Here is a 26,796-nt window from a genome sequence, read left to right as displayed (position 1 = left end):
ACCAATGATTTTGTAACTATATCCTTCGAGTTGGCCATGCAACGCGACGCGCTCCTGACCCAGGATGAGCTGGATTTCATCCAGACCATGCAACACAACCCGCAACTCAATGTGCGGGACGCGACGTCGAGCCTGCTCGTCAACGGTGGTTCGCAAATCCGTGACCTGCTCACCCGCCTGGCGGCCCATGAGCAGGTCACCATTCAAGCCAGCTTCGAAAACCAGCAAATGACCTTCCCCCTGCACCTGGTGGAAGACGAGTTCCATGCGCTGCATTTGCGTCTCGGCGTACCGAGCATCTATGAAGACGGCCCGATGGTCCGGCCTTGGCGCCTGGTGCTGGACGAACCGGTAGCGCTGGAAAACGCCAAGGGTCAACCCGGCACCCTGTGGGTACACGAAGTGTCGTGCAAAGGGGTTTTGCTGGAAGCTCGCAACAAGACCAAACCGCCGAAGCATTTCGCCTTGTGGTTCAGCCCCTCAGGCTACGAGCGGATTGCCTTGCGCGGCACCTTCGAGAAAGAAAACGAAAAGGGCTTCTACGCCTATCAACTGAGCCAGGGCGATACGGACGAAACCGAGCGTCTGCGCCAGTTCATCCTGCAACAGCATCGTTTGACTCATCCAACGCTGCATCTCTGAACTTCAAGTATCCAGAGTACCCGCCAGGAACTGCTTCAGACGCTGGCTCATGAACTCCCCTTCATTGCCCAGGCAACCGATCGATGACCCGGCCAGGCTCTCCTGTACCAGGTCGCAAGCATCGCCGGCCAACAACAACCGACACTCCAGACTCATGGCCAGGCGATTCAGGCGCCGCGGCAACTCGGGAGCAGGCGCATGATTGGAAAACAGCACCAGTGCCAGGGGCTTGATCCTTTCACACATCAGCGCCAGCTCCTCGAATGGCTGGCCCATGTTCAGTACACGAACGGCCGATGGTCCGGAACTCAGGAACAGCGCGGCGACCAGCAGTTCCAGTTCCCGGCAATTGCCATCCAGAGCACAAATGACCACGCCACGCGGCTGTTTTTCGCGCATCAACAATAGACGCTGCACTACCCGGGACCGCAGAAAGCCATCCAGGAACAGCCACTCGCTGGTTCCACCGAACTGGTCCTGGCGTTGCAACAATTGCTTCCAGACGGGGATCAGAATGTCCTGGAACACCACCGGCAGGGAGTAGCTGGAAAAGATCTGCCCGTAGACCTGCTCCAGCCGAAGGTCGTCAAACCCGTTGACCGCAGCAAGCACCTGCTGCCGCCACTGAGCGTAATCGGCTTCCACAAGGCTGTTGGGGATGATGTGCGACAACGGCTGGAGCGGCTTGGTCCTGGCCAGTATCTTGCCGATCTTGCTGACGGCAACCCCGCGCTCGATCCAGCCAAGGATGCTGTGGACACGCTCGATATCGGACATCGAATACAGGCGATGCCCACTATCGGTGCGTGTTGGAGCAATCAGGCCATATCGGCGCTCCCAGGCTCGAAGCGTGACCGGGTTGACACCTGTCAGTCGCGCCACCTCGCGAATGGGAAAGAGTTCTTCCTGTTCGAGAGCGACGGCCTGCGTGGAGCCTGAAGCGACGTCTGTAATTATGGGCATCCTGTTGAAACATCCCTGTATCGTCCGAGCCTTATTCTAACGCCCCTGCCCCGTAAAGTTTCCGTAAAAAATCGATACCGCCAATCAACGGATCAAGGTCACAGACGCCAGGGACGGAATCAGGAATAATCCTTGCTCGTTTCGAGTCGCAGCCCACCACCCCGGCGCTGTGCCTGGCGAAGTTCCTATCCGGAGCGACGCAAATGCCTTACGGAGATACACAATGTCTACCCCTCCCGTCACGCTGATGGTTGCTCGCCGTGTTGCCAATGGACGTTACCAGGACCTGATTGCCTGGCTGCGCGAAGGCGAACAACTGGCCACCGATTTTCCCGGTTATCTCGGCTCCGGTGTGCTCGCTCCGCCGCCCGAGGACGACGAATTCCAGATCATTTTCCGCTTCGCCGACGAGCAGACCCTGCACGCCTGGGAGCATTCGGCCTCGCGCACTGCCTGGCTGGCACGTGGCAGCGACCTGTTCGCCCACCCGACAGAACACCGGGTCAGCGGCATCGAGGGCTGGTTCGGTGCCGTCGGTCAACGCCCGCCGCGCTGGAAACAGGCAGTGGCGATCTGGCTGGCGTTCTTTCCGGTTTCGTTGCTGTTCAACTTTGTACTGGGTCCGCTGATCAGTGACATGAGCCTGCTGCCGCGGGTATTGCTCAGCACACTGTGCCTGACGCCGCTGATGGTTTATTTGTTCATTCCGTTGTCGACCCGTTTGCTGGCCGGCTGGCTTAACCGCACGCCGGTACGTCCATTGCCCACGACCTCAGTACCGCAAAATCGTTAAAAGATCGCAGGCTTCGCCAGCTCCTACGGGCCGTCATCTGTTGTCGATTAGTAGGAGCTGGCGAAGCCTGCGATCTTTTCCGAGACATCTCACGACTCCTCGCTGGTATAGTTTTGCTCTCACCGCGATGCGAGCCGTTCATGACTTCTTCCGCAGCCCCTGTCCTCATTACCGGCGCCGGCCAGCGTGTCGGCCTGCACTGCGCCCGGCGATTGCTGGAAGATGGCCATCGGGTGATATTCAGTTACCGCAGCGAGCGCCCCGGCGTACAAGCCCTGCGCGACCTCGGGGCCACCGCGGTGTTCGCGGACTTCGCCAGCGAGGCCGGGATCCTCGCCTTCATCAGCGAACTGAGAAGCCATACCGACTGTTTGCGGGCGATTGTCCACAACGCCTCCGAATGGCTGGCCGAAACGCCGGACACCGACGCCGCGGCATTCACCCGCATGTTCAGCGTGCACATGCTGGCGCCCTACCTGATCAACCTGCATTGCGCCGATCTGTTGCAACGCTCAAGCCCCGCCGACATCGTGCACATCAGCGATGACGTGACCCGCAAGGGCAGCAGCAAGCACATCGGCTATTGCGCCAGCAAGGCCGGGCTCGACAGCCTGACCCTGTCCTTCGCCGCCAGGTACGCGCCGGCCATCAAGGTCAACGGGATCGCGCCGGCCCTGCTACTGTTCAACCCTGAGGACGACGCAGCCTACCGCGCCAAGGCGCTGGCCAAGTCCGCGCTGGGCATCGAGCCCGGCTGCGAAGTGGTCTACCAGAGCCTGCGCTACCTGCTCGACAACCCTTATGTCACCGGCACCACACTGACCGTCAATGGCGGAAGGCACATCAAATAGTGTCCCGCGAGGATTTTCCATGACGTTATCCCTGCCCCAGAATTATCGAGAGATCCTCATCGGTCTCGGTGAAAACCCCGACCGCGAGGGTTTGCTCGATACGCCGACGCGTGCGGCCAAAGCCATGCAGTACCTTTGCCATGGTTACGAGCAAAGTGTCGAAGAGATCGTCAATGGCGCGCTGTTCGCCTCCGACAACGATGAAATGGTGATCGTCGACAACATCGAGCTGTACTCGCTTTGCGAACATCACATCCTGCCCTTCATCGGCAAGGCGCATGTGGCTTATATTCCAACCGGCAAGGTGCTGGGCCTGTCGAAGATCGCGCGGCTGGTGGACATGTTCGCCCGGCGCCTGCAAATCCAGGAAAACCTCACCCGGCAAATCGCCGACGCGGTGCAGCAAGTGACCGGCGCGGCTGGTGTCGCAGTGGTCATCGAGGCACAGCACATGTGCATGATGATGCGCGGCGTCGAGAAACAGAATTCGACCATGAACACCTCGGTGATGCTCGGCGCCTTCCGCGAGTCGAGCAACACCCGTCAGGAGTTCCTGCAATTGATTGGACGGAGCAAGTAGCAATGCCACAACTTCAGCCAGGCATGGCACGCATCCGGGTCAAAGACCTGGGCCTGCGTACCTTCATAGGCATCAACGAGGATGAAATCCTCAACAAGCAGGATGTGCTGATCAACCTCACCATTCTGTACGCAGCCCAGGAAGCAGTGCGGGACAACGACATCGATCACGCGTTGAACTACCGCACGATTACCAAGGCGATCATCGCCCATGTGGAAGGCAACCGCTTTGCGCTGCTCGAACGCCTGACCCAGGAAATTCTCGACCTGGTGATGGCCAACGCATCGGTGTTGTACGCCGAGGTCGAGGTCGACAAGCCCCACGCGCTGCGATTCGCCGAGTCGGTATCGATTACGCTTGCAGCGAGCCGCTAGCTTCAAGCCACAAGCGCCAGGCTGTAAACTTGCAGCCACCGCCATCCAACTTGCAGCTTCAAGCGTGCCGTTTGAAGCTGACTCGCAGAGACCGCCATGACCGATCAACAACGCCTGGAACTCGAAGCCGCCGCCTTTCGCCGGCTGGTGGCCCACCTGGACAGCCGCAAGGATGTACAGAACATCGACCTGATGAACCTCTCGGGTTTTTGCCGCAACTGCCTGTCCAAGTGGTACAAGGCGGCGGCCGACGACCGCCAGATCGAGGTCAGCCTCGACGAAGCCCGCGAAGTGGTTTACGGCATGCCGTACGCCGAATGGAAAGCCCAATATCAGCAAGAAGCCAGCGCCGACCAGCAAGCGGCGTTCGCCAAAGGAAAACCCAATGAGTGATTTGAACACCCTGCGTGCCAGCCTCAAGACCGGCGAACACGCCTTCGCCGATACCCTGGCCTTCATCGCCGCCGGTTACGACTACCAACCTCAGGCGTTCAACAACGGTGGCGTGGAAAACGCGGCCGGACAGAACGAAGGTTCGTGCAAGACCCTGGGCCTGGCGCTGCTCGAAGGCTTGAGCGATGAAGAAGCACTGCTGGCTTTTGGCGAGCATTACCGTTCGGTCGTTGCCACACCTGAAGGCAGCGACCACGGCAACATCCGCGCGTTGATTGCCCATGGCCTGGCTGGTGTGAAATTCGCTCAGCAGCCACTGACCCGCCGCTGATACCAAAAAGATCGCAGCCTTCGGCAGCTCCTACAGGGAATCAAACCTCAATGTAGGAGCTGCCGAAGGCTGCGATCTTTTGATCTCTATTGTTTCGCCCTGCACATTCCGACTTTTAAGATTGACCCGGCAACTTTATTTCGTTTGCCCCGTACCACCGCTCACGGCTTAGATAAAAAGAAGTCCTCCTTCTTCCGAGCCGATCCTCCATGCGCAGCGAAACCATCAGCCAGTCGATCAACATCGTTCACCCTGTCACGCTCAGCCACGGCAAGAATGCCGAGGTCTGGGACACCGATGGCAAGCGCTATATCGACTTTGTCGGCGGCATCGGCGTGCTAAACCTCGGCCATTGCCATCCGCGCATCGTCGAAGCCATTCGCGAACAAGCCACCCGACTGACCCACTACGCGTTCAACGCCGCGCCTCATAAGCCTTACATCGACTTGATGGACCGCCTCAGCGCCTTTATCCCGGTCGATTACCCGGTCAGCGGCATGCTGACCAACAGTGGCGCCGAAGCGGCTGAGAACGCGCTGAAGATCGTCCGTGGCGCAACGGGTCGCACCGCTGTAATTGCCTTCGACGGCGCTTTCCACGGCCGCACCCTGGCGACACTCAACCTCAATGGCAAAGTCGCGCCCTACAAACAGAAAGTCGGCGTGCTGCCGGGGCCGGTGTTTCACCTGCCCTTCCCCAGCCAGGACAACGGCGTCACCTGTGCCGAGGCCCTCAAAGCCATGGAGCGCCTGTTCAGCGTCGAGATTGATGTCGAAGACGTCGCCTGCTTTATCGTCGAACCGGTGCAGGGCGAAGCGGGCTTCGTGGCCATGGACGTCGAGTTCGCCCAGGCACTGCGCAAGTTCTGCGACGACAAGGGCATCGTGCTGATCGCCGATGAAATCCAGTCCGGTTTCGGCCGAACCGGCCAGCGCTTCGCGTTCTCGCGGCTGGGCATCGAGCCGGACCTGATCCTGCTCGGCAAAAGCATCGCCGGCGGCGTGCCGCTGGGAGCAGTGGTCGGGCGCAAGTCGCTGCTCGACAATTTGCCCAAGGGCGGACTCGGCGGCACCTACTCCGGTAACCCCATCGCCTGCGCCGCCGCACTGGCAACCCTGGATGAAATGACCGACGCCAACCTGCATGCCTGGGGCTCCCAACAGGAAGAAGCGATTGTCGGTCGCCATGCAACCTGGCGCACGAACAACCTGACGCCGTACCTGGGACGCCTGACGGGTGTCGGCGCCATGCGTGGTATCGAGCTGATCAACGCCGATGGCTCACCCGCACCCGCGCAATTGACCCAACTGCTGGCCCTGGCGCGGGATGCGGGCCTGCTGCTGATGCCCAGCGGCAAATCGCGGCACATCATTCGTCTACTGGCGCCGTTGACCATCGAGGCGTCAGTGTTGGAGGAAGGGCTGGACATCCTTGAGGCATGCCTGGCAAGACTGACCTGAACACAATCCCACACTGGAATGTGATCGGGTGGTAAATCGCGGGCAAAAAAAACCGGCCGAAGCCGGTTTTTTCAGTTCAACAAAAGCAGAATCAAGCGTTCTGCAGATCGTCGAGGTAACGCTCGGCATCCAGTGCCGCCATGCAACCGGCGCCAGCGGAGGTGATGGCCTGACGGTACACGTGGTCCGCCACGTCACCGGCGGCGAAGATACCTTCGAGGTTGGTGGCAGTGGCGTTGCCTTCACGGCCGCCCTGGACTACCAGGTAACCGTCTTTCAAGGTCAACTGGCCTTCGAACAGCGAAGTGTTCGGAGTGTGGCCGATAGCGATGAACACGCCGTCGACAGTCACTTCGTCGAAGCTGCCGTCGTTGTTCTTCAGGCGGGCACCGGTCACGCCCATGTTGTCGCCCAGTACTTCGTCCAGGGTCGCGTTCAGCTTCAGCTCGATCTTGCCTTCGGCAACACGGGCGTTCAGCTTGTCGATCAGGATCTTCTCGGCGCGGAAAGTTTCGCGACGGTGGATCAGGGTGACTTTGCTGGCGATGTTGGCCAGGTACAGGGCTTCTTCAACAGCGGTGTTGCCGCCGCCGACCACAGCCACAGGCTTGTTGCGGTAGAAGAAACCGTCGCAGGTCGCGCAGGCCGAAACGCCTTTGCCCATGAACGCTTCTTCCGATGGCAGGCCCAGGTAACGAGCGCTGGCGCCAGTGGCGATGATCAGCGCGTCACAGGTGTAAGTCGCGCTGTCGCCGGTCAGGGTGTATGGCTTGGCAGCGAAGTCGACGGCATTGATGTGATCGAACACGATCTCGGTTTCAAAGCGCTCGGCGTGCTCGCGCATCCGCTCCATCAGCGCCGGGCCGGTCAGGCCATGGACGTCGCCCGGCCAGTTGTCGACTTCGGTGGTGGTGGTCAGTTGACCGCCGGCCTGCATGCCGGTGATCAGCAGTGGCTTGAGGTTGGCACGAGCGGCATAGACCGCGGCGCTGTAACCGGCAGGGCCGGAACCGAGAATAATCACTCGCGAATGACGGACTTCAGACATGACCTGCTCCTGTTGACCGGCCCGGAATACCTGGCGCGGAACGCCGGATTGCCGGCTGGAATAAAAAAGAACGGTTGAAAGCACTTGGGGAAGGCTTGAACCCGACCGTCCTGTAAAAAGATTGGGTGCAGCGTATCGAGGGGGCGAAGATTAAGGAAATACGGTTTAACAATCCAGCTCATAGGTGGTCTCTATGCCATCTCGCCGATGATATCGACGTCTTTGTTACAGTGAATGTCGATACCTCCATCGCGCTTTCGCCTGTGAAGCAAAGCCGGTAAGGTCGGCGCGTTTTCCCTCTGCCTGGAGCCTCTTATGCCCGCCCCTGTCCTGTCCGGCCCGCAATACCTGCGCGAAGGCCTCAAGCTGGTGCTGAGCCCCAGCCTGCGTCTGTTTGTGCTGTTGCCGCTGGCAATCAACCTGGTGCTGTTCGTCGGATTGATCTACCTGGCCGGCCATCAATTCAGCCTGTGGGTCGATACCTTGATGCCCTCCCTGCCCGACTGGCTGAGTTTTCTCAGCTACATCCTCTGGCCGATTTTCGTGGTGCTTGTGGTGTTCATGGTGTTCTTTACCTTCACCATGCTCGCCAACGTCATCGCCGCGCCGTTCAACGGTTTCCTCGCGGAGAAAGTCGAAGTGGTGGTGCGCGGCACCGATGATTTCCCGGCCTTCAGCTGGGGTGAGCTGATCGCCATGATCCCGCGCACCCTGGCCCGGGAAATGCGCAAGCTCGGCTACTTCCTGCCCAGGGCAGTCGGGTTGTTCATCCTCTCGTTCATCCCGGTGGTGAACATCATCGCCGCGCCGCTGTGGCTATTGTTCGGAGTGTGGATGATGGCGATCCAGTACATCGACTACCCGGCGGACAACCACAAGCTGGGCTGGAACGAAATGCTCGCCTGGCTGCGGCAGAAGCGCTGGCAGAGCATGAGCTTCGGCGGCAGCGTGTACCTGGTGCTGTTGATCCCGGTGGTCAACATCCTGATGATGCCGGCGGCCGTGGCCGGGGCGACGCTGTTCTGGGTGCGTGAACGCGGCGCGGAAAACCTGGTGACCCAGCGCTAATTCATAAATCCATCATCCTGACGTCACACTGACGACATGGCCCCGGTCGACACTGGGGTCATGACGACAGCTCTGCATATCACCCTGATCACCGAAACCTTCCCACCGGAAATCAACGGCGTGGCCAATACCCTGGGTCGCTTGTGCGACGGTTTGCGCGCGCGCGGGCATCAAGTGGAGCTGGTGCGACCACGTCAGGGCTGCGACCAGCAGTTGGGCAGCGACGATGAATTGCTGCTGTGCCGCGGCTGGCCGCTACCGGGCTATCCCGGCCTGCAATGGGGTCAGTCGTCGATGCACAAACTGCTGCGGCGCTGGACGCGTCACCGCCCGGATGTGCTCTACATCGCCACCGAGGGCCCGCTGGGCCTCTCTGCGCTACGTGCGGCACGGCGACTGGGGATTTCCGTGGTCAGCGGTTTCCACACCAATTTCCAGCAGTATTCCAACCAGTACGGGTTTGGTTTGCTCACGCGCCTGCTGACCCACTACCTGCGCTGGTTCCATAACCGTTCGACCATGACCCTGGTGCCCAGCGTCAGCCAGCGCCTGGAACTGGAGCGACGTCAGTTCGAGCGAGTGGCGTTGCTGTCCCGTGGGGTCGACAGCGAATTGTTTCACCCGGCCAAACGCTTGAGTGCCCTGCGCGAGCAATGGGGACTGGCCGAAGCAGACATCGCCGTCATTCATGTCGGACGCCTGGCCCCGGAAAAGAATCTCGGCTTGCTCAAGCGCACCTTCAATACCCTCAAGGCGAGTTATCCACAGCGCACGCTGAAACTGATCGTGGTCGGCGATGGCCCGCAGCGCCAGGAACTGGAAAACGAAATGCCCGAGGCGATTTTCTGCGGCACCCAACGGGGTGAAGCCCTGGCCTGTCACTACGCCTCTGGCGACGTGTTCCTATTTCCAAGCCTGACCGAAACCTTTGGCAATGTGGTGCTTGAAGCACTCGCTTCGGGGCTTGGCGTGGTGGCCTACGACCAGGCGGCAGCCGCCCAGCATATTCGTCATGGCTACAACGGTGTGCTGGCGATGCCGGGGGATGAAGAAGCGTTCTGCGATGCAGCGGCATGGCTGCTGGAGGAAAGGGAAGCCTTGCGCAATGTGCGCCTCAATGCACGCCAACATGCCAGTCGCCAGGGTTGGGCGACGATCATCGAGCAGTTCGAAGGGCAGTTGCGCGGGGCCTGCACCGGGGAGATGGTGGTGCCGATTGCACCGATTGTTCCTTGATTTTGCAGTGTTCTTGAGTCGGTCTTCGCGAGCAAGCCCGCTCCCACAGGGTTCTTGATTCACACATGATTGGTGATCACCGCAGAACCTGTGGGAGCGAGCTTGCTCGCGATGAGGCCTTCCCGCTCGCCGCTTAAACCAGCGACATCAACGCCTCACGGCTGAACGGCAGAATGTCTTCCTCACGGCCGTCGCGCACTTTCTGCGCCCAGTCCGGGTCCACCAGCAAGGCACGACCGACCGCCACCAGGTCGAACTCGTCGTTGTTCAGGCGCTCCAGCAGTTTTTCCAGGCTGGCGGGCTGCGCGACCTTGTCGGTGTTGACCATGAACTGCAGGAACTCGCCATCCAGGCCGACGCTGCCCACGGTGATGGTCGGTTTGCCGGTGAGTTGGCGGGTCCAGCCGGCCAGGTTCAGCTCGGAACCGTCGAACTCCGGCTCCCAGAAGCGGCGGGTCGAGCAGTGGAAAATATCCACGCCGGCGTCGGCCAACGGCTTGAGGAACTCGCCCAAGGCTTCCGGGGTTTGCACCAGACGCGCGGTGTAGTCCTGCTGCTTCCACTGGGAGAAACGGAAGATGATCGGAAAACCTTCACCGACCGCGGCACGCACGGCCTGAATCAACTCAATGGCGAAGCGCGAACGGTTGGCCAGGCTGCCGCCGTATTCGTCGGTACGCTGGTTGCTACCTTCCCAGAAGAACTGATCCACCAGATAACCGTGGGCTCCGTGGATTTCCACGCCGTCCATGCCGATGCTCTGGGCATCCTTGGCAGCCTGGGCGAACGTGGCGATCACATCCTGGATGTCCTGTTTGGTCATGCCGTGCACCACAACCTGGCCTTCCTTCAGTTTTTCCGACGGGCCATAACCCGGCACGCTGGCGTCCGGCTCGGTGCCGATCCGGCGCACGCTGCCCACGTGCCACAACTGCGGAACGATCTTGCCGCCTTCGGCGTGAACGGCGTCGACGACTTTCTTCCAGCCGGCCAAGGCCGCTTCACCGTAGAAATGCGGAACGTTCGGATAGCCGTTGGAAGCCTTGTGACCGACGGTGGTGCCTTCGGTGATGATCAGGCCGACGCCCGCAGCGGCGCGACGACGGTAGTATTCGATCACTTTGGAATTAGGCACACCGCCCGGGGAAAAGGAGCGGGTCATCGGCGCCATGACGACACGGGTCGGCAATTCGAGGGTGCCGAGGTGGAACGGTTTGAACAGGGCTTTGACGGACATGGGACGCTCCACGGAAGAATGACTTTATGACGGCTATAATATGGAGTGCCCAACCCATTGAACAGCATTATTGATTTCGGTGATTAAGAGTCAAAAGGCAGAAAGCAAAAGATCGCAGCCTTCGGCAGCTCCTACGGGTACACATTCGCCGTAGGAGCTGCCGAAGGTTGCGATCCCCTGATCTTGATCTCTGGCTTAACTCAGCGCTTTTTCAATCGCGTGAACGATGGTCGGATCATCGGGCGCCGTACGCGGCGAGAACCGAGCCAGTACACGGCCGTCCTTGCCCAACAGGAACTTCTCGAAGTTCCAGGTGATGTCGCCGGGAAACTCCGCGCCCTCGCCCGCCAGCAAACGGTACAACTGATGACGCTCATGCCCGTTGACTTCCAGCTTGCTGGACAACGGAAAGGTCACGCCATAGTTGAGGCTGCAGAAATCCTTGATCTCTTGTTCGGTCCCCGGTTCCTGCCCGGCAAACTGGTTGCACGGCAAGCCCAGGACGCTGAAGCCCTTGGCCTTGAATTGCTGGTAGAGGTTTTCCAGCGCCGCGTACTGCGGGGTCAGGCCGCATTTGGAGGCAACGTTGACCACCAGTACGACTTGGCCTTTGAAAGGCGCCAGAGGTAGCTCCTGTCCATCCAGGGCTGTCAATTTAAGGTCGTGAAAAGCACTCATGGCGTACTCCAGATTCCCGTGTTCTTCTCGAAACAGCCACTTGTCGGTGTCGTCAGGGACGGCCGCAGACTAAAAAGGCGCCCACAGGGCGCCTCTCCAGTTATCTGAGCTTAGCGCAGAAATCAGTGGTGATGGCCACCTTCGCCATGGACGTGGCCATGAGCGATTTCTTCCTGGCTGGCGTCACGGATGTCGATGATCTTGACCTGGAAATTCAGGCGCTGACCGGCCAACGGGTGGTTGCCGTCGACGGTGACGTCGTCGCCGTCCAGATCACGGATGGTTACGATCTGCATCTGGCCGTCCGGAGCGGAGGCGTGGAACTGCATGCCCACTTCCAGCTCGTCGACGCCTTCGAACATGCTGCGGCTCAGGGTGCTGACCAGTTCGGCAGCATATTCGCCGTAAGCGTCTTCAGGTTCTACGGCTACGGTCAGCTCGTCGCCGACAGCCTTGCCTTCCAGAGCCTTTTCCAGGCCCGGGATGATGTTGCCTGCGCCTTGCAGGTAGACCAGCGGCGCGCCGCCGGCGGAGCTGTCGATGACCTCACCAGCGTCGTTGGTCAGGGTATAGTCGATGGAGACAGCCTTATTGGCGGCGATCAGCATGGGGCGAGACCTTTTGCATAAGAAGATTGAAAGGCCAAGTTTAGCGAAGCAATCGTCCGAAAGCGAACACAACCCGGACAGACGGGATTCGACGATCACAGGCTTCCATCAGGACGAGGACGGGCACTGGGTGGCCGAGCTTTCCTGCGGCCACACCCAGCACCTGCGGCACCAGCCGCCATGGCAATCCCGTGCCTGGGTCACGGACCCTGCGCAGCGCCAGGAAAAAATAGGCCAACCCTTTGATTGTGGTTGGTGCGCACAAGGCTCGGTTAGCGATAACCTTGGCGACTGAATTTCGGTAGACGACCAGTTATAGGTCATCGCCTTTGCAATGCACCTTTAGAGAATCCGCATGCAAACTTTTTTTATCGCGCCCACCGATTTTGGTGTGGGTCTGACCTCCATCAGCCTCGGGCTGGTGCGTACCCTTGAGCGCGCCGGCCTCAAGGTCGGTTTTTTCAAGCCGATTGCCCAGCCGCATCCGGGCGACACCGGCCCGGAACGTTCCACCGAACTGGTGGCGCGTACCCACGGTTTGAAACCGCCCCAGCCCCTGGGCCTGGCCCATGTCGAGCGCATGCTCGGCGACGGTCAGCTCGATGAGTTGCTCGAAGAAATCATCGCCCTTTATCAGCAGGCGGCCATCGGCAAGGACGTGCTGATTGTCGAAGGCATGGTACCGACCCGCAGCGCCAGTTACGCTGCGCGGGTCAACCTGCACCTGGCCAAGAGCCTCGACGCCGAAGTGATCCTGGTCTCGGCGCCGGAAAACGAAGTGCTGACCGAACTCTCCGGTCGCGTCGAGTTGCAGGCGCAATTGTTTGGCGGCCCGAAAGATCCGAAAGTCCTCGGTGTGATCCTCAACAAGGTCAAGACCGAGGAAAGCATGGAAGCCTTCGCCACGCGCCTGAAGGAGCATTCGCCCTTGCTGCGCAGCGGTGATTTCCGCTTGCTCGGCTGCATTCCGTTCCAGCCGGAACTGAACGCCCCGCGCACCCGCGACGTTGCTGACCTGATGGGCGCGCAAGTGCTCAACGCCGGTGATTACGAAACCCGGCGCATGACCAAGATCATCATTTGCGCCCGCACCATGCGCAACACCGTGGAGTTGCTCAAGCCCGGCGTGCTGGTGGTGACCCTCGGCGACCGCGACGACATCATCCTCGCCGTCAGCCTCGCGGCCTTGAACGGTGTACCGCTGGCCGGCCTGCTGCTGACCAGCGACACCCTGCCCGACCCGCGCATCATGGACCTGTGCCGTGGCGCCCTGCAGGCCGGGTTGCCGGTGCTGTCGGTGAGTACCGGCTCCTATGACACCGCCAACCTGCTCAACGGCCTGAACAAGGAAATCCCCATCGACGATCGCGAGCGCGCCGAAATCATTACCGATTTCATCGCCGGCCATCTCGATGCCAACTGGTTGCATCAGCGCTGCGGCACGCCACGGGAGATGCGCCTGTCGCCAGCGGTTTTCCGCTATCAATTGATCCAGCGCGCCCAGGCGGCCAACAAGCGTATCGTGCTGCCCGAAGGCAGTGAGCCGCTGACCGTGCAGGCCGCCGCGATCTGCCAGGCCCGTGGCATCGCTCGCTGTGTGTTGCTGGCCAAGCCCGAGGACGTGCAGGCCGTCGCCCGCGCCCAGGGCATCGAGTTGCCGCCGGGACTGGAAATCATCGATCCGGACTCGATCCGCGAGCGCTATGTCGAACCCATGGTCGCGCTGCGCAAAAGCAAAAGCCTCAACGCGCCGATGGCCGAGCAACAACTGGAAGACACCGTGGTGATCGGCACCATGATGCTGGCCCTGGATGAAGTCGACGGCCTCGTGTCGGGCGTGATCAACACCACCGCCAACACCATCCGCCCGGCCCTGCAACTGATCAAAACCGCACCCGGCTGCACCTTGGTGTCTTCGGTGTTTTTCATGCTGTTCCCGGAAGAGGTGCTGGTCTACGGCGACTGCGTGATGAACCCGCACCCGAGCGCCAGCGAACTGGCCGAGATCGCCCTGCAAAGCGCTGACTCGGCCGCCGCCTTCGGCATCACGCCACGGGTGGCGATGATCAGCTACTCCAGCGGCGAGTCGGACAGCGGCGAAGAAGTCGAGAAGGTCCGCGAGGCGACCCTGCTCGCCCATGAGCAACAGCACTCGCTGCTGATCGACGGCCCCCTGCAATACGACGCCGCCGCCAACGAAAGCGTGGCCCGGCAATTGGCGCCGAACAGTCAGGTGGCCGGTCGTGCCACGGTTTACGTGTTCCCAGACCTCAACACCGGCAATACCACGCACAAGGCCGTACAGCGCAGTGCCGACTGCGTCAGCCTCGGGCCGATGCTGCAAGGCTTGCGCAAACCGGTGAACGATTTGCCCCGCGGCGCGCAGGTCGATGACATCGTCTACACCATCGCCCTGACCGCGATCCAAGCCGCCAACCGACCTATGGATGTGTAAATGCTGGACTTCCTACCCGCCCCGTTGCGGGGCGTGATCGCCTCGCTGCTGTTGGCACTGAACACGATTTTGCTCTGTTCGTTCCTGTTCTGCGTGGCGCTCGTCAAGGTACTGCCGTTCGCCCTCACCCAGCGCCTCGCGGGCTGGCTGATGAGCCATACCCACGAAGCCTGGATCAGCCTCAACAAAGGCTGGATGAACCTGGTACGCCGCACGCGCTGGCATATCAGCGGCCTGCAAGGCCTCGACTATCAGCACTCGTACCTGATTACCAGCAACCACCAGAGCTGGGTCGACATCCTGGTGCTGCAATACGTGCTCAACCGGCGCATTCAGCCGCTGAAGTTCTTCCTCAAGCAGGAGCTGATCTGGGTTCCGGTGATCGGGCTGGCCTGGTGGGCGCTGGGCTTTCCGTTCATGAAGCGCTACTCCAAGGCCTATCTGGAGAAGCACCCGGAGAAGAAAGGCAAGGACCTGGAAACCACCCGCAAGACCTGTGCGAAATTTCGCGACAACCCGGTGGGCATTTTCAACTTCGTCGAAGGCACGCGCTTCACCGAGGGCAAGCACAAGCAACAGCAGTCACCCTTCAAGTACCTGCTCAAGGCCAAGGCCGGCGGCATTGCCTTTGTGCTGGATGCGATGGGCGAGCAGCTTGAATCCCTGGTCAACGTGACCATCCACTACCCCGCCGGGCGCCCGGGTTTCTGGGACTTGCTGTGCGGGAACGTGGCGGATGTGGTGGTGCACTTTGAAGAGCTGAAGATTCCGCCGCAATTCATTGGCAAGAACTATGACCAGGACGGCGAATACCGCCTGCAGTTCCAGGGCTGGATCAATCAGTTGTGGCAGGACAAGGATGCTCTGCTTGCGCAGATGCATCGCGAGTATCCGCAGATTTAAGATCAAAAGATCGCAGCCTTCGGCAGCTCCTACAGGATGTACGCCGAACCAATGTAGGAGCTGCCGAAGGCTGCGATCTTTTGACGATCTGAAAGACACAAAAAACCCGCCGGTGATCACTCATCGGCGGGTTTTTCATTTTGCAGCTAAGGCTTAGATCGCACCACGCTCACGCAGCAGACCCAGCACTTGCTTGACGCCTTCTTCCAGGGACACGGACTGGGTGTCGATCACCAGGTCGGCATCCAGCGGCACGTCGTACGGGAAGGACTCGCCCGGGATGTTATCCCCCGCCGCCGCGTACAAACCTTGCGGATCGCGCTCGGCGCAGACTGTCGGCGAAGCCTGGACGTAGACCGTCAGCAGACGCTCCTTGCCGATCAGTTCCCGGGCCTGTTCACGACCTTCGGCACTCGGCGCAACGAACGCCGCGAGGGTCAGCAGACCGGCTTCGTTGAACTGACGCGCAACGTGTGCGGCACGGCGCCAGTTCTCGGTACGCCCGGCGCGATCCTGTGGCAGACCTTTGTTCAGGTCGTGACGCAGGTTCTGGCCATCGAGTACGAACACCGCACGGCCCATGTCGAACAACTTGCGTTCAACGGCATATGCCAGGGTGCTTTTGCCCGCGCCCGACAAGCCGCTGAACAGCACGGTGGCCGGTTGCTGGCCGAAGCGCTGTGCGCGTTCTTCGGTGGCGACGTGGGCCAGTTTGCCGTGGTGTGTGCTGGTGCCATGGGCCAAAGGCTGGGCGACGATCATGCCCGCGCCAACGGTGCCGTTGGTCAGGCGGTCGATGATGATGAAGGCGCCGGTGGTGCGGTTGCTGTCGTAACCGTCGAGGGCAATCGGCGCATCGAGCGCGATCTTGACCTTGCCGATTTCGTTGAGCTGCAACGCGCTGGCCGGACCTTCTTCCAGGGTGTTCACGTCGACCTTGTTGACGATGCTGGCGATAGAGCCCGGCACGTAACTGGTGGCGCGCTTGATGTCGTACTTCTTGCCCGGCAGCATCGGCTCTTCAGCCATCCACACCAGCATCGCTTCGAAGCTGTCGGTCACCGGCGGCACGTTGTCGGCGTGAACCAACAGATCGCCACGGGAGATATCGATTTCGTCTTCCATGGTCAGCGTGACTGCCTGACCGGGACCGGCGTGCTCCAGTTCACCTTCGAAGGTGACGATGGACTTCACGCGGCTGCTCTTGCCCGACGGCAGCACCACGACTTCGTCGCCTTTCTTGACGATGCCACTGGCCAGCGTACCGGCGAAGCCACGGAAGTTCAGGTTCGGACGGTTGACGTACTGCACCGGGAAACGCAGGTCGGTGAAGTTGCGATCGCCCGCCACTTCCACGGTCTCAAGAATTTCCATCAGCGACTGGCCGGTGTACCACGGCGAGCGCTCGGACTTGTTCACCACGTTATCGCCCTTCAAGGCCGACATCGGCACGAAGTGCATGCTGGTCGGCTTGAGCTTCAAGCCTTCGGCAAACTGCAGGTAGTCGGCCTTGATCGACTCGAACACGCCCTGGTCGAAGCCCTTGAGGTCCATCTTGTTGATGGCGACGACTATGTGCTTGATGCCCAGCAACGAGGCGATGAAGCTGTGGCGACGGGTCTGGGTCTGCACGCCGTAACGTGCATCGACCAGGATGATCGCCAGGTCACAGGTGGAGGCACCGGTGGCCATGTTGCGGGTGTACTGCTCATGGCCCGGAGTGTCGGCGATGATGAATTTGCGCTTGGCGGTGGAGAAATAGCGGTACGCGACATCGATGGTGATGCCTTGTTCACGCTCGGCCTGCAGGCCGTCGACCAGCAGCGCCAGATCGATGTCTTCACCGGTGGTGCCGACTTTTTTCGAGTCGCGGGTAATGGCTTCCAGGTGATCTTCGTAGATCATCTTGGAGTCGTGCAGCAGGCGCCCGATCAGGGTGCTCTTGCCGTCGTCGACGTTACCGCAGGTCAGAAAGCGCAGCAGCTCTTTACGTTCGTGCTGGCCCAGGTAGGCGAGGATGTCCTCGCTGATCAAATCAGATACGTGCGACATGACAACCCCTTAGAAATAACCCTGACGTTTTTTGTCTTCCATGGAGCCGGCGCCATCGTGGTCGATGACACGGCCCTGGCGCTCGGAAGTTCGCGTCAGGAGCATTTCCTGAATGATGTCCGTGAGGCTTTCGGCCTCGGACTCCACCGCGCCCGTCAACGGGTAGCAACCAAGGGTACGGAAACGCACTTTCTTTTTGACGATTCGGGCTTTGTCTTCATCGCTCAGGTGCTCGAGGATGCGCTCGTCGTCGATCATGATCAGCGTGCCGTTCTTCTCGATGACTTCACGCTCGGCGGCGAAGTACAGCGGAACGATCGGGATGCCTTCAAGATAGATGTACTGCCAGATGTCCAGTTCGGTCCAGTTCGACAGCGGGAAGACACGGATCGACTCGCCCTTGTTGACCTTGCCGTTGTAGACGTTCCACAGCTCGGGACGCTGGTTTTTCGGATCCCAGCGGTGCTTGCTGTCGCGGAACGAGTACACGCGCTCTTTGGCGCGGGATTTCTCTTCATCGCGACGGGCGCCACCGAATGCTGCGTCGAAACCATACTTGTCGAGTGCCTGCTTCAGGCCCTCGGTCTTCATGATGTCGGTATGCTTGGCGCTGCCGTGGGTGAACGGGTTGATGTCCTGCGCCACGCCGTCAGGATTGACGTGGGTGATCAGGTCGAGGCCCAGCTCGGCGACCATCTTGTCGCGGAAGCTGTACATCTCCTTGAATTTCCAGCGAGTGTCGACGTGCATCACCGGAAACGGCAGCTTGCCCGGGAAGAACGCCTTGCGTGCCAGATGCAGCATCACGGCGGAGTCTTTACCGATGGAGTACAGCATCACCGGGTTGTCGAACTCGGCGGCCACCTCGCGGATGATGTGGATGCTTTCCGCCTCCAGCTGTTTCAGATGCGTCAGTTTGTCGACCATGGCTACTCACGAAAGCTTTCTTATGAACGGCCAGCGGGCCGTGTTCGAGCGGGGATCCTAGCACAGCGACCTCTTCTAATCAGGACGCTAACTAGATCGAAAGAGCATATGAATATGCCTGCCCGTTTGGGATGCCCACCCTACGTAGGAGCCGCCGAAGGCTGCGATTTTTTGACGTTGATTTTTCAAGATCAAAAGATCGCAGCCTTCGGCAGCTCCTACGGGAGCGATCACATTGCGGACAGAGTCAAATCGGATTCGGACAATCGATGAAGATGTGCTCCAGCGCAAACCGACGGGCCAGATAATCCCCCAGCGCCTGAACGCCGTAGCGCTCGGTGGCATGGTGACCGGCGGCGATGAAGCTGATGTCGTTTTCCCGGGCACTGTGGAAGGTTTGCTCGGAAGCCTCGCCGCTGAGGTACAGATCGACGCCGGCCAGAATGGCCTGGTCGATGTAACCCTGGCCGCCGCCGGTGCACCAGCCGACGCGGCGGATTATTGCACTGCCTTCGATCAACAGCGGCTCACGCCCCATCACTTCCTGCACACGGCGGGCGAAATCCCTGGGCATCATCGGCTCATTCAGCGAGCCGACCAGGCCGACAATCTTCAGGTTGTCCGGGTCCAGCGGACCTTCGACGGTAATGTCGAGCTGCTTCGCGAGCTGCACGTTATTGCCGACGTCCGGGTGCAGGTCCAGCGGCAGGTGATAGGACAACAGGCTGATATCGTGTTTGAGCAGGGTCTTCAAGCGGCGCTGCTTCATGCCGGTGATGCACGGGTTCTCGCCTTTCCAGAAGTAGCCATGATGCACCAGCACCAGGTCGGCATTGGCTTCCACGGCCGCATCGAGCAAGGCCTGGCTGGCGGTGACGCCACTGACAATGCGCATCACTTGCGGCCGCCCCTCGACCTGCAGGCCGTTGGGGCAATAATCGGCGATTCTTGCGCTGTTGAGGTAGCGGTCGGCTTCTTCGACCAGGGTGCTCAGGGCGACGGCCATAAAAGACTCCTAAATATCCCGTTCAGAGGCGCGTGCGGCCTCGTATAATGCGCGTCATTATGAGCGGTCTCATACCGCCTGCAACTCTCTCAGGAACTGCTTAATGCTCAAGGCGCTGCGTTTTTCCGGCTGGCCGCTGTTGGCCGGCGTGCTTGTCGCTCTTTTGATAATCCAGCGTTACCCGCAGTGGGTCGGGCTCCCGAGCCTCGACGTCAATCTGCAACAAGCGCCGCAAACCACCAGCATGCAGCAGGGCCCGGTGTCTTATGCCGAAGCGGTATCCACCGCGGCGCCATCGGTGGTGAACCTCTACACCACCAAAGTCATCAACAAACCCAACCATCCGTTGTTCGAAGATCCGCAGTTCCGTCGTTTCTTCGGCGATAACTCGCCCAAGCAGAAACGCATGGAGTCGAGCCTCGGTTCCGGCGTGATCATGAGCCCGGAAGGCTACATCCTGACCAACAACCACGTGACCAGCGGCGCCGACCAGATCGTGGTGGCGCTCAAGGACGGCCGGGAAACCCTGGCGCGGGTGATCGGCAGCGACCCTGAGACTGACCTCGCGGTTCTGAAAATCGACCTGAAAAACCTGCCGTCGATCACCGTGGGGCGTTCCGACAACATCCGCATCGGCGATGTCGCGCTGGCCATCGGCAACCCGTTCGGCGTCGGCCAGACCGTGACCATGGGCATCATCAGTGCCACCGGGCGCAACCAACTGGGCCTGAACAACTACGAAGACTTCATCCAGACCGATGCGGCGATCAACCCGGGCAACTCAGGCGGTGCGCTGGTGGATGCCATCGGCAACCTGACCGGCATCAACACGGCGATCTTTTCCAAGTCCGGGGGCTCCCAGGGCATTGGTTTCGCGATCCCGGTGAAGCTGGCGATGGAAGTGATGAAGTCGATCATCGAGCACGGCCAGGTGATTCGTGGCTGGTTGGGTATCGAAGTGCAGCCGCTGACCCAGGAACTGGCCGAGTCGTTCGGCTTGTCCGGGCGTCCTGGCATTGTCGTGGCGGGGATCTTCCGCGACGGTCCGGCACAGAAGGCCGGCCTGCAACTGGGTGATGTGATTCTTGCCATCGATGGCGAACCGGCCGGTGATGGCCGTCGCTCAATGAATCAGGTGGCGCGGATCAAGCCGACCGACAAGGTCGCAATCCAGGTGATGCGCAACGGCAAGGAGCTCAAGCTCACGGCGGAAGTCGGCCTGCGTCCGCCGCCGGCTCCGGTCAAGGATAAAGAAGAAGAGTAACGTAGCGCCCAAAACTACTGTGGGAGCGAGCTTGCTCGCTCCCACAGGGTCGTGCCTGGTTTTAGAGGTCGCCGAGGCCGTCGATCAGCGCCTGATTCTGCTCAGGCGTGCCGATGGAAATCCGCAGGAACTGGGCAATCCGCTCCTGCTTGAAGTGCCGCACGATCACGCCTTGCTCACGCAGCTTCGCCGCAAGCCCCGCCGCATCGTGCCGGGGGTGACGGGCGAATATGAAGTTCGCCGCCGATGGCAGCACTTCAAAACCCTTATCCTCCAGCTGTGCAACGACCTTCTCGCGACTCTCGATCACCAACCGGCAGGTCTTGTCGAAATACTCGCGATCTTCGAACGCCGCGGCAGCGCCGACATTCGCCATGCGATCCAGCGGATAGGAGTTGAAGCTGTTCTTGATCCGCTCCAGCGCCTCGATCAGGTCTGGATGGCCGACCGCCAGGCCGACCCGCAGACCGGCCAGGGAGCGGGACTTGGACAGGGTCTGGGTCACCAGCAGGTTCGGATAACGGTCCACCAGGGTGATTGCCGTCTCACCGCCGAAGTCGATGTAGGCCTCATCCACCACCACCACCGAATCCGGGCTTGCCTTGAGAATCTGCTCCACCGCCTCCAGCGCCAACAGGCAGCCGGTCGGTGCGTTCGGGTTAGGGAAGATGATCCCGCCGTTCGGTTTGGCGTAGTCCGCCGGGTTGATCCGGAACTGCTCGTCCAGCGGCACCGCGTCGAACTTGATGCCGTACAACCCGCAGTAGACCGGGTAGAAGCTGTAGCTGATGTCCGGGAACAGCAGCGGCTGATCGTGCTGCAGCAAACCGTGGAAGATGTGCGCCAGCACTTCATCGGAACCGTTGCCGAGGAACACCTGGTTGCCCTGCACGCCGTAGTATTTGGCGACCGCGTTCTTCAGCAGATCGCTGTTCGGGTCCGGGTACAGGCGCAGGTTGTCATTGAGTTCGGTTTGCATCGCAGCCAAGGCTTTCGGCGATGGACCGTACGGGTTTTCGTTGGTGTTGAGCTTCACCAGCTTCGCCAGTTTCGGCTGTTCGCCCGGCACGTAAGGCACCAGATTCTTGACGAACGGGCTCCAGAATTTACTCATGTTCAGTTCCCCTGCTTGTCGTCAACGATGCGATATTCGGCGCTGCGGGCGTGGGCAGTCAGCGACTCGCCACGGGCCAGCACGGAAGCGGTCTTGCCCAGTACGGACGCCCCCTGCTCGGAGCAGAAGATGATCGACGAACGTTTCTGGAAGTCATACACACCCAGCGGCGAAGAGAAGCGCGCAGTACCGGAGGTCGGCAAAACGTGGTTGGGACCCGCGCAGTAGTCGCCCAAGGCTTCGCTGGTGTGACGCCCCATGAAGATCGCACCGGCGTGGCGGATCTGCGGCAGCCAGGCTTGTGGATCGGCAACGGACAATTCGAGGTGCTCCGGCGCGATGCGGTTGGCCACTTCGATGGCTTGCTCCATGTCGCGAACCTTGATCAGTGCACCACGGCCATTGATTGAGGTTTCGATGATCGCGGCGCGCTCCATGGTCGGCATCAGCTTGGTGATGCTGGCGGCGACCTTGTCGAGGAACTCGGCGTCGGGGCTGACCAGGATTGCCTGGGCGTCTTCGTCGTGCTCGGCCTGGGAGAACAGGTCCATGGCGATCCAGTCCGGATCGGTCTGGCCGTCGCACACCACGAGGATCTCGGAGGGACCGGCGATCATGTCGATACCGACCTGGCCGAACACGTGGCGCTTGGCGGTAGCGACATAGATGTTGCCCGGGCCGACGACCTTGTCGACTTTCGGCACGCTTTCGGTGCCGTAAGCCAATGCCGCAACGGCTTGAGCGCCACCGATGGTGAACACGCGGTCGACGCCGGCGATGCAGGCAGCGGCCAGCACCAGTTCGTTGATTTCACCGCGCGGGGTCGGCACCACCATGACTACTTCGGTCACGCCGGCGACCTTGGCCGGAATCGCGTTCATCAACACCGACGACGGGTACGACGCCTTGCCGCCCGGTACATACAGGCCGGCGCGATCCAGTGGCGTGACCTTCTGGCCCAGCACGGTGCCGTCGGCCTCGGTGTAGCTCCAGGAATCCTGCTTCTGTTTTTCGTGATAGCTGCGCACGCGAGCCGCGGCGACTTCCAGGGCTTCGCGCTGAGGCACGGAGATGCGGGTCAGCGCCAGCTCCAGCCGCTCGCGCGGCAGGATCAGGTCGGCCATGGACTTCACGTCCAGGCCGTCGAACTGGCGGGTAAAGTCCACCAGTGCCGCGTCGCCACGCTCACGCACGGCCTTGATGATGTCCAGCACCCGCTGATTGACCGAGTCGTCAGACACACTTTCCCAGCTCAGCAGATGATCCAGATGATGCGCGAAATCCGGGTCAGCAGCGTTGAGTCGGCGAATTGCAGTCGGTGCGGTCATAGCGAGAGCCTCATAGGAATGGCAAAAACTCAGGCGCCCTAACTTAGCAGTCGTTTCCGCTTGGGCACCTGAGAATTCTGGCTATGAGGCGGATAGACGGGCGCGACTTAACGTCGCGCAGGTGAATCAGCCGCGGTGTCGAGACTCCACTGCCTTGCGCAGGGTGTCGATCAACGCCTGGATACGGGCGTGCTGCATCTTCATCGAGGCTTTGTTGACGATCAGCCGGGAGCTGATGGCAGCAATGAAATCCTGTGGCTCCAGGCCGTTGGCCCGCAGCGTGTTACCGGTGTCGACCACGTCGATGATCTTGTCTGCCAGACCGATCAGCGGTGCCAGCTCCATCGAGCCGTACAGCTTGATGATGTCGACCTGACGACCCTGTTCAGCGTAATAGCGCTTGGCAACGTTGACGAACTTGGTGGCGATGCGCAGGCGGCCCTTGGGCTCGACCGCGCCGACCTTGCCGGCAGTCATCAGCTTGCACTGGGCAATTTGCAGGTCCAGTGGCTCGTACAGGCCCTGGCCGCCATATTCCATCAGCACATCTTTACCGGCGACACCGAGGTCGGCGGCACCATGCTCGACGTAAGTCGGCACGTCGGTGGCACGCACGATCAGCAGGCGTACATCTTCCTGGGTCGTGGGAATGATCAGCTTGCGGCTCTTGTCCGGATTCTCGGTCGGCACGATGCCCGCTTCAGCCAGAAGCGGCAGGGTGTCGTCAAGGATGCGGCCCTTGGACAGTGCGATGGTCAACATGGGAAACGTCAGTCCTTATCAAGGTACTCATGCCCGGTCGCAAATGGCGCCGGACACACATCGAGCCGAAAACGGCTCGACTTCAACAAATCAACGGGCACGTCCTTATGCCCATGCAGCAGGGTCTAGCCCGGAACGCGACGAATCTTGGCGCCCAGCATCTGCAGTTTTTCTTCGATGCACTCGTAGCCACGGTCTATGTGGTAGATGCGGTCGATCAGGGTGTCGCCTTCGGCGATCAGGGCCGAGATCACCAGGCTGGCCGAAGCACGCAGGTCGGTCGCCATCACTGGCGCGCCCTTGAGTTTTTCGGTGCCAGTGACGATGGCGGTGTTGCCTTCGACCTGGATCTTGGCGCCCATGCGGTGCAGTTCGTAGACGTGCATGAAGCGGTTTTCGAAGATCGTCTCGATCACCGCACCGGTGCCTTCGGCAATGGCGTTGAGGGAGATGAACTGCGCCTGCATGTCGGTCGGGAACGCCGGGTACGGAGCGGTCCGCACATTGACGGCTTTCGGACGCTTGCCGTGCATGTTCAGCTCGATCCAGTCTTCTCCGCAGGTGATTTCGGCACCGGACTCACGGAGTTTTTCCAGAACGGCTTCGAGGATGGTCGGATCAGTGTCCTTGACCTTCACGCGACCACCGGTCACGGCAGCGGCAACCAGGTAGGTACCGGTTTCGATACGGTCTGGCATCACTTTATACGTGGTGGTGTGCAGACGCTCGACGCCATCGATGGTGATGGTATCGGTACCGGCGCCGGAAACCTTGGCGCCCATGGCGTTCAGGAAGTTCGCCAGGTCGACCACTTCAGGCTCGCGAGCGGCGTTTTGCAGGACGCTGCGACCCTTGGCCAGGGCCGCAGCCATCATGATGTTTTCGGTACCGGTCACACTGACAGTATCGAAGAAGAAGTGCGCACCGCGCAGGCCGCCTTCAGGCGCCTTGGCCTTGATGTAGCCGCCTTCGACGTCGATGACTGCGCCCATGGCTTCCAGGCCACGAATGTGCAGGTCAACCGGGCGCGAACCAATGGCGCAACCGCCAGGCAAGGCGACTTCGGCTTCACCGAAACGGGCAACCATCGGGCCCAGCACCAGGATCGACGCACGCATGGTTTTAACCAGTTCGTACGGTGCGACCAGGGTCTTGATGGTGCGCGGGTCGATCTCGACGGCGAGTTTCTCGTCGATCACAGGCTCGATGCCCATGCGTCCGAACAGCTCGATCATGGTGGTGATGTCGTGCAGGTGCGGCAGGTTGGCCACGGTCACCGGGCCATCGCACAGCAAGGTGGCCGCCAGGATCGGCAGGGCAGAGTTCTTTGCCCCGGAGATACGGATTTCGCCATCAAGACGAGCACCGCCAGTAATAATCAATTTATCCATAAGAATCTCGACGCCCTTGGGCTCAGGTGCGCTCGGCCCAGGCCGCGCTGCTGAAAAATTTCATAGTGACCGCATGGATGCTGCCATCGACGATCCACGGGTTCAAATGGGCATAGACCTGCTGCTGACGCTTGACCGGGCTCAACGCCGCCAGTTCATCGCTAATCACGTTCAGCTGGAAATTGCAGCCTTCGCCCTCGACTTCTACTTTCGTTCCGGGCAGCTTTCCTTCAAGAAAGCTCTTAACTTCGTTGGCCTGCATGCTCAACCTCAATCGGCGCCCTGTGCGCGCGGGTCGGACATCATACAAAAAAGCCCCGCGCCTGCGAACCCCGCGGAGCAGGACTCTGACGGGGGGCTTCCTTATAGATGCGGGTTAGTGATGCGCCAACAGCTCGGTCAGCTCACTGACCTGAGCGATTTCACGCATGTCTTCCGGCATCCCGTGGATGCTCAGGGCCTTGCCGGCCGCCTGCGCATCGCGGATAAAGCACAGCAGTAACGACAAACCGACACTGCTGGACTTGGTCACCGCCGAGCAATCGACCACCAGCGCCGTAGCCTTGCTGGCCTTGATCAGCGCCTTGCCCTGCTCGCGCAGGCCAGGGCCGGTGCGGTAATCCAGCACACCACTGAGTCGCAACTCGCCCGCTTCGTCCATCTGGACTGCCGACTCACTCATTGGGCTGACTGCCCTGGCTTGTTGTCGGTGGCTTCCTTGGCCTTGGCGACTTCCCCGGCCCAACCGTTGATGGTCTTGTCCAGGTCATTGCCATTGCGCTGCATCGCATCGGCGAACTGATCGCGGAACAGTTTGCCGATGTTGATGCCGTTGATGATGACGTTACGCAGTTTCCACTCGCCGTTGATCTTTTCCAGCGTGTAGGACACTGGATAGATAGCGCCGCTGCTGCCCTTGACGGTCATACCGACGCTGGTACGGTCGCCCGACTCGTCTTTGGCCGGATCAACGGTGATGCCCTGGTTGTTGTACTCAAGCAAGGCATTGCCATAGAACTGGAACAGGCCCTTCTTGAAGTTTTCTTCGAAGGTTTTCATCTGCGCAGGCGTAGCTTTACGCGAGTACTTGACCGTCATGATGCTCTTGGAAATACCCTCGGCATCCACAACCGGCCCGACGATATTGTCCAGCGCCGTATAGAAGTCCTGCGGGTCCTGCTTGTACTTCTCTTTGTTTGCCGCCAGGTCCGCGAGCATACGGTTGGTTGTGTCCTGCACCAGATCGTGCGCCGAAGGCGCCGCTGCGGCATGGGACACCAACGGAAACACCGCGAGCATTACCAACAGGCCACGTCGCAAGGTAGAGATCAT

29 protein-coding genes are annotated in these 26,796 nt (G+C 60.5%); 14 read left to right on the top strand and 15 right to left on the bottom strand.

Translation table 11 applies throughout. The annotated features are described in order from the left end of the window. Positions 1–36: 36 nt before the first annotated feature. Positions 37–642: a hypothetical protein gene (locus AB4O40_RS21945; protein WP_056728415.1), complete on the top strand. Its 606-nt coding sequence runs from the start codon at positions 37–39 to the stop codon at positions 640–642. A 3-nt stretch (positions 643–645) separates the two neighbouring features. Here AB4O40_RS21945 and AB4O40_RS21940 read toward each other — a convergent pair whose 3' ends face one another. Further along, the gene (locus AB4O40_RS21940) at positions 646–1,605 is read right to left on the bottom strand and encodes a MerR family transcriptional regulator (RefSeq protein WP_460053412.1); all 960 of its coding nucleotides are present in this window, start codon (positions 1,603–1,605) and stop codon (positions 646–648) included. A gap of 223 nt (positions 1,606–1,828) precedes the next feature. On the opposite strand from AB4O40_RS21940, the gene AB4O40_RS21935 reads away from it, so the two are divergent. The 7 genes from AB4O40_RS21935 (at position 1,829) to AB4O40_RS21905 (ending at position 6,387) form a co-directional block, all read left to right on the top strand. After that, positions 1,829–2,398, top strand: a complete 570-nt coding sequence (locus AB4O40_RS21935; RefSeq protein WP_409078291.1) for an antibiotic biosynthesis monooxygenase — start codon at positions 1,829–1,831, stop codon at positions 2,396–2,398. Positions 2,399–2,538: 140 nt separating this feature from the next. Beyond that, positions 2,539–3,249 (top strand): dihydromonapterin reductase, encoded by a 711-nt coding sequence (gene folM / locus AB4O40_RS21930; protein ID WP_460053415.1) that lies wholly within the window; start codon positions 2,539–2,541, stop codon positions 3,247–3,249. A gap of 19 nt (positions 3,250–3,268) precedes the next feature. Beyond that, complete coding sequence (gene folE / locus AB4O40_RS21925) at positions 3,269–3,829, top strand: GTP cyclohydrolase I FolE (protein WP_008046221.1); 561 nt, start codon at positions 3,269–3,271, stop codon at positions 3,827–3,829. Between the two features lie 2 nt (positions 3,830–3,831). After that, positions 3,832–4,203, top strand: a complete 372-nt coding sequence (folX, locus tag AB4O40_RS21920) for a dihydroneopterin triphosphate 2'-epimerase (RefSeq protein WP_056728405.1) — start codon at positions 3,832–3,834, stop codon at positions 4,201–4,203. Positions 4,204–4,299: 96 nt separating this feature from the next. Continuing rightward, the gene (locus AB4O40_RS21915; RefSeq protein WP_046040093.1) at positions 4,300–4,596 is read left to right on the top strand and encodes a DUF1244 domain-containing protein; all 297 of its coding nucleotides are present in this window, start codon (positions 4,300–4,302) and stop codon (positions 4,594–4,596) included. Beyond that, positions 4,589–4,927 (top strand): HopJ type III effector protein, encoded by a 339-nt coding sequence (locus tag AB4O40_RS21910; protein WP_056728404.1) that lies wholly within the window; start codon positions 4,589–4,591, stop codon positions 4,925–4,927. Before AB4O40_RS21915 ends, AB4O40_RS21910 begins: the two co-directional genes overlap by 8 nt. Before the next feature lie 209 nt (positions 4,928–5,136). Continuing rightward, positions 5,137–6,387, top strand: a complete 1,251-nt coding sequence (locus AB4O40_RS21905) for a 2-aminoadipate transaminase (protein WP_056728402.1) — start codon at positions 5,137–5,139, stop codon at positions 6,385–6,387. Between the two features lie 91 nt (positions 6,388–6,478). On the opposite strand, the gene trxB is transcribed toward AB4O40_RS21905, so the two are convergent. Then, entirely contained in the window at positions 6,479–7,435 is a 957-nt protein-coding gene (trxB, locus tag AB4O40_RS21900; RefSeq protein WP_056728400.1) for a thioredoxin-disulfide reductase, read from the bottom strand. A 315-nt stretch (positions 7,436–7,750) separates the two neighbouring features. Between trxB and cysZ the strand changes: the two genes are divergently transcribed. Together cysZ and AB4O40_RS21890 are read left to right on the top strand one after the other, a co-directional pair. After that, positions 7,751–8,503 carry a sulfate transporter CysZ gene (cysZ, locus tag AB4O40_RS21895; protein WP_056728398.1) on the top strand — a complete coding sequence of 251 codons (753 nt, stop codon included), beginning with the start codon at positions 7,751–7,753 and terminating at the stop codon, positions 8,501–8,503. 36 nt (positions 8,504–8,539) lie between these two features. Further along, complete coding sequence (locus AB4O40_RS21890) at positions 8,540–9,739, top strand: glycosyltransferase family 4 protein (protein ID WP_056728396.1); 1,200 nt, start codon at positions 8,540–8,542, stop codon at positions 9,737–9,739. Positions 9,740–9,872: 133 nt separating this feature from the next. Here the strand turns inward: AB4O40_RS21890 and AB4O40_RS21885 are convergent, their stop codons facing one another. The 3 genes from AB4O40_RS21885 to AB4O40_RS21875 form a co-directional block, all read right to left on the bottom strand. Next, a complete protein-coding gene (locus AB4O40_RS21885) occupies positions 9,873–10,976 on the bottom strand; it encodes an NADH:flavin oxidoreductase (RefSeq protein ID WP_056728394.1) in 1,104 nt (367 codons plus the stop codon). A gap of 195 nt (positions 10,977–11,171) precedes the next feature. Continuing rightward, positions 11,172–11,654 carry a glutathione peroxidase gene (locus AB4O40_RS21880; protein WP_056728393.1) on the bottom strand — a complete coding sequence of 161 codons (483 nt, stop codon included), beginning with the start codon at positions 11,652–11,654 and terminating at the stop codon, positions 11,172–11,174. A gap of 122 nt (positions 11,655–11,776) precedes the next feature. Then, complete coding sequence (locus AB4O40_RS21875; protein WP_007901600.1) at positions 11,777–12,262, bottom strand: FKBP-type peptidyl-prolyl cis-trans isomerase; 486 nt, start codon at positions 12,260–12,262, stop codon at positions 11,777–11,779. On the opposite strand from AB4O40_RS21875, the gene AB4O40_RS21870 reads away from it, so the two are divergent. From AB4O40_RS21870 to AB4O40_RS21860, 3 genes are read left to right on the top strand one after another with little or no spacing between them, the layout of a single operon-like run. Continuing rightward, complete coding sequence (locus AB4O40_RS21870) at positions 12,231–12,557, top strand: DUF3565 domain-containing protein (RefSeq protein WP_056728391.1); 327 nt, start codon at positions 12,231–12,233, stop codon at positions 12,555–12,557. The two genes, AB4O40_RS21875 and AB4O40_RS21870, sit on opposite strands and share 32 nt — an antisense overlap. 60 nt (positions 12,558–12,617) lie before the next feature. After that, on the top strand, positions 12,618–14,717 hold the full coding sequence (gene pta / locus AB4O40_RS21865; protein ID WP_460053423.1) for a phosphate acetyltransferase: 2,100 nt from the start codon (positions 12,618–12,620) through the stop codon (positions 14,715–14,717). Further along, positions 14,718–15,620, top strand: coding sequence for an acyltransferase (locus AB4O40_RS21860; RefSeq protein ID WP_056728389.1), 903 nt, complete (start codon positions 14,718–14,720; stop codon positions 15,618–15,620). It abuts the gene before it with no gap. Positions 15,621–15,773: 153 nt separating this feature from the next. Here the strand turns inward: AB4O40_RS21860 and cysN are convergent, their stop codons facing one another. From cysN to AB4O40_RS21845, 3 genes are all read right to left on the bottom strand, one after another. Then, positions 15,774–17,672, bottom strand: a complete 1,899-nt coding sequence (gene cysN, locus AB4O40_RS21855; protein WP_460053427.1) for a sulfate adenylyltransferase subunit CysN — start codon at positions 17,670–17,672, stop codon at positions 15,774–15,776. Between the two features lie 9 nt (positions 17,673–17,681). Beyond that, positions 17,682–18,599: a sulfate adenylyltransferase subunit CysD gene (cysD, locus tag AB4O40_RS21850; RefSeq protein ID WP_008046199.1), complete on the bottom strand. Its 918-nt coding sequence runs from the start codon at positions 18,597–18,599 to the stop codon at positions 17,682–17,684. Between the two features lie 247 nt (positions 18,600–18,846). Further along, positions 18,847–19,605: a Nif3-like dinuclear metal center hexameric protein gene (locus tag AB4O40_RS21845; RefSeq protein ID WP_460053430.1), complete on the bottom strand. Its 759-nt coding sequence runs from the start codon at positions 19,603–19,605 to the stop codon at positions 18,847–18,849. Between the two features lie 103 nt (positions 19,606–19,708). On the opposite strand from AB4O40_RS21845, the gene algW reads away from it, so the two are divergent. Further along, positions 19,709–20,869: a Do family serine endopeptidase AlgW gene (gene algW / locus AB4O40_RS21840; protein ID WP_056728386.1), complete on the top strand. Its 1,161-nt coding sequence runs from the start codon at positions 19,709–19,711 to the stop codon at positions 20,867–20,869. A 61-nt stretch (positions 20,870–20,930) separates the two neighbouring features. Here the strand turns inward: algW and hisC are convergent, their stop codons facing one another. The 7 genes from hisC to AB4O40_RS21805 all read right to left on the bottom strand — a co-directional run bounded on the left by hisC (position 20,931) and on the right by AB4O40_RS21805 (position 26,796). Continuing rightward, positions 20,931–21,983, bottom strand: coding sequence for a histidinol-phosphate transaminase (gene hisC, locus AB4O40_RS21835; RefSeq protein ID WP_223542491.1), 1,053 nt, complete (start codon positions 21,981–21,983; stop codon positions 20,931–20,933). Between the two features lie 2 nt (positions 21,984–21,985). Then, positions 21,986–23,311: a histidinol dehydrogenase gene (gene hisD, locus AB4O40_RS21830; protein WP_056728382.1), complete on the bottom strand. Its 1,326-nt coding sequence runs from the start codon at positions 23,309–23,311 to the stop codon at positions 21,986–21,988. Between the two features lie 126 nt (positions 23,312–23,437). Continuing rightward, entirely contained in the window at positions 23,438–24,073 is a 636-nt protein-coding gene (gene hisG, locus AB4O40_RS21825; protein ID WP_008018703.1) for an ATP phosphoribosyltransferase, read from the bottom strand. 125 nt (positions 24,074–24,198) lie between these two features. Next, entirely contained in the window at positions 24,199–25,464 is a 1,266-nt protein-coding gene (murA, locus tag AB4O40_RS21820) for a UDP-N-acetylglucosamine 1-carboxyvinyltransferase (RefSeq protein ID WP_056728381.1), read from the bottom strand. Positions 25,465–25,486: 22 nt separating this feature from the next. Then, the gene (locus AB4O40_RS21815; protein ID WP_008046181.1) at positions 25,487–25,726 is read right to left on the bottom strand and encodes a BolA family protein; all 240 of its coding nucleotides are present in this window, start codon (positions 25,724–25,726) and stop codon (positions 25,487–25,489) included. A 114-nt stretch (positions 25,727–25,840) separates the two neighbouring features. Next, a complete protein-coding gene (locus AB4O40_RS21810; RefSeq protein WP_056728372.1) occupies positions 25,841–26,146 on the bottom strand; it encodes an STAS domain-containing protein in 306 nt (101 codons plus the stop codon). Further along, positions 26,143–26,796 carry an MlaC/ttg2D family ABC transporter substrate-binding protein gene (locus AB4O40_RS21805; protein WP_056728370.1) on the bottom strand — a complete coding sequence of 218 codons (654 nt, stop codon included), beginning with the start codon at positions 26,794–26,796 and terminating at the stop codon, positions 26,143–26,145. Before AB4O40_RS21805 ends, AB4O40_RS21810 begins: the two co-directional genes overlap by 4 nt.

The sequence above is a fragment of the Pseudomonas sp. S2_F07 genome (assembly GCF_054668325.1).
This window is presented reverse-complemented; position numbering and strand designations above follow the sequence as displayed.

Excerpts from the sequence above, each read along its gene's own strand:
- AB4O40_RS21945 (WP_056728415.1), top strand. The coding sequence starts at position 37 with ATGCAACGCGACGCGCTCCTGACCCAGGATGAGCTGGATTTCATCCAG.
- AB4O40_RS21940 (WP_460053412.1), bottom strand. The coding sequence starts at position 1,605 with ATGCCCATAATTACAGACGTCGCTTCAGGCTCCACGCAGGCCGTCGCT.
- AB4O40_RS21935 (WP_409078291.1), top strand. The coding sequence starts at position 1,829 with ATGTCTACCCCTCCCGTCACGCTGATGGTTGCTCGCCGTGTTGCCAAT.
- folM (WP_460053415.1), top strand. The coding sequence starts at position 2,539 with ATGACTTCTTCCGCAGCCCCTGTCCTCATTACCGGCGCCGGCCAGCGT.
- folE (WP_008046221.1), top strand. The coding sequence starts at position 3,269 with ATGACGTTATCCCTGCCCCAGAATTATCGAGAGATCCTCATCGGTCTC.
- folX (WP_056728405.1), top strand. The coding sequence starts at position 3,832 with ATGCCACAACTTCAGCCAGGCATGGCACGCATCCGGGTCAAAGACCTG.
- AB4O40_RS21915 (WP_046040093.1), top strand. The coding sequence starts at position 4,300 with ATGACCGATCAACAACGCCTGGAACTCGAAGCCGCCGCCTTTCGCCGG.
- AB4O40_RS21910 (WP_056728404.1), top strand. The coding sequence starts at position 4,589 with ATGAGTGATTTGAACACCCTGCGTGCCAGCCTCAAGACCGGCGAACAC.
- AB4O40_RS21905 (WP_056728402.1), top strand. The coding sequence starts at position 5,137 with ATGCGCAGCGAAACCATCAGCCAGTCGATCAACATCGTTCACCCTGTC.
- trxB (WP_056728400.1), bottom strand. The coding sequence starts at position 7,435 with ATGTCTGAAGTCCGTCATTCGCGAGTGATTATTCTCGGTTCCGGCCCT.
- cysZ (WP_056728398.1), top strand. The coding sequence starts at position 7,751 with ATGCCCGCCCCTGTCCTGTCCGGCCCGCAATACCTGCGCGAAGGCCTC.
- AB4O40_RS21890 (WP_056728396.1), top strand. The coding sequence starts at position 8,540 with ATGGCCCCGGTCGACACTGGGGTCATGACGACAGCTCTGCATATCACC.
- AB4O40_RS21885 (WP_056728394.1), bottom strand. The coding sequence starts at position 10,976 with ATGTCCGTCAAAGCCCTGTTCAAACCGTTCCACCTCGGCACCCTCGAA.
- AB4O40_RS21880 (WP_056728393.1), bottom strand. The coding sequence starts at position 11,654 with ATGAGTGCTTTTCACGACCTTAAATTGACAGCCCTGGATGGACAGGAG.
- AB4O40_RS21870 (WP_056728391.1), top strand. The coding sequence starts at position 12,231 with ATGGAGACAGCCTTATTGGCGGCGATCAGCATGGGGCGAGACCTTTTG.
- AB4O40_RS21875 (WP_007901600.1), bottom strand. The coding sequence starts at position 12,262 with ATGCTGATCGCCGCCAATAAGGCTGTCTCCATCGACTATACCCTGACC.
- pta (WP_460053423.1), top strand. The coding sequence starts at position 12,618 with ATGCAAACTTTTTTTATCGCGCCCACCGATTTTGGTGTGGGTCTGACC.
- AB4O40_RS21860 (WP_056728389.1), top strand. The coding sequence starts at position 14,718 with ATGCTGGACTTCCTACCCGCCCCGTTGCGGGGCGTGATCGCCTCGCTG.
- cysN (WP_460053427.1), bottom strand. The coding sequence starts at position 17,672 with ATGTCGCACGTATCTGATTTGATCAGCGAGGACATCCTCGCCTACCTG.
- cysD (WP_008046199.1), bottom strand. The coding sequence starts at position 18,599 with ATGGTCGACAAACTGACGCATCTGAAACAGCTGGAGGCGGAAAGCATC.
- AB4O40_RS21845 (WP_460053430.1), bottom strand. The coding sequence starts at position 19,605 with ATGGCCGTCGCCCTGAGCACCCTGGTCGAAGAAGCCGACCGCTACCTC.
- algW (WP_056728386.1), top strand. The coding sequence starts at position 19,709 with ATGCTCAAGGCGCTGCGTTTTTCCGGCTGGCCGCTGTTGGCCGGCGTG.
- hisC (WP_223542491.1), bottom strand. The coding sequence starts at position 21,983 with ATGAGTAAATTCTGGAGCCCGTTCGTCAAGAATCTGGTGCCTTACGTG.
- hisD (WP_056728382.1), bottom strand. The coding sequence starts at position 23,311 with ATGACCGCACCGACTGCAATTCGCCGACTCAACGCTGCTGACCCGGAT.
- hisG (WP_008018703.1), bottom strand. The coding sequence starts at position 24,073 with ATGTTGACCATCGCACTGTCCAAGGGCCGCATCCTTGACGACACCCTG.
- murA (WP_056728381.1), bottom strand. The coding sequence starts at position 25,464 with ATGGATAAATTGATTATTACTGGCGGTGCTCGTCTTGATGGCGAAATC.
- AB4O40_RS21815 (WP_008046181.1), bottom strand. The coding sequence starts at position 25,726 with ATGCAGGCCAACGAAGTTAAGAGCTTTCTTGAAGGAAAGCTGCCCGGA.
- AB4O40_RS21810 (WP_056728372.1), bottom strand. The coding sequence starts at position 26,146 with ATGAGTGAGTCGGCAGTCCAGATGGACGAAGCGGGCGAGTTGCGACTC.
- AB4O40_RS21805 (WP_056728370.1), bottom strand. The coding sequence starts at position 26,796 with ATGATCTCTACCTTGCGACGTGGCCTGTTGGTAATGCTCGCGGTGTTT.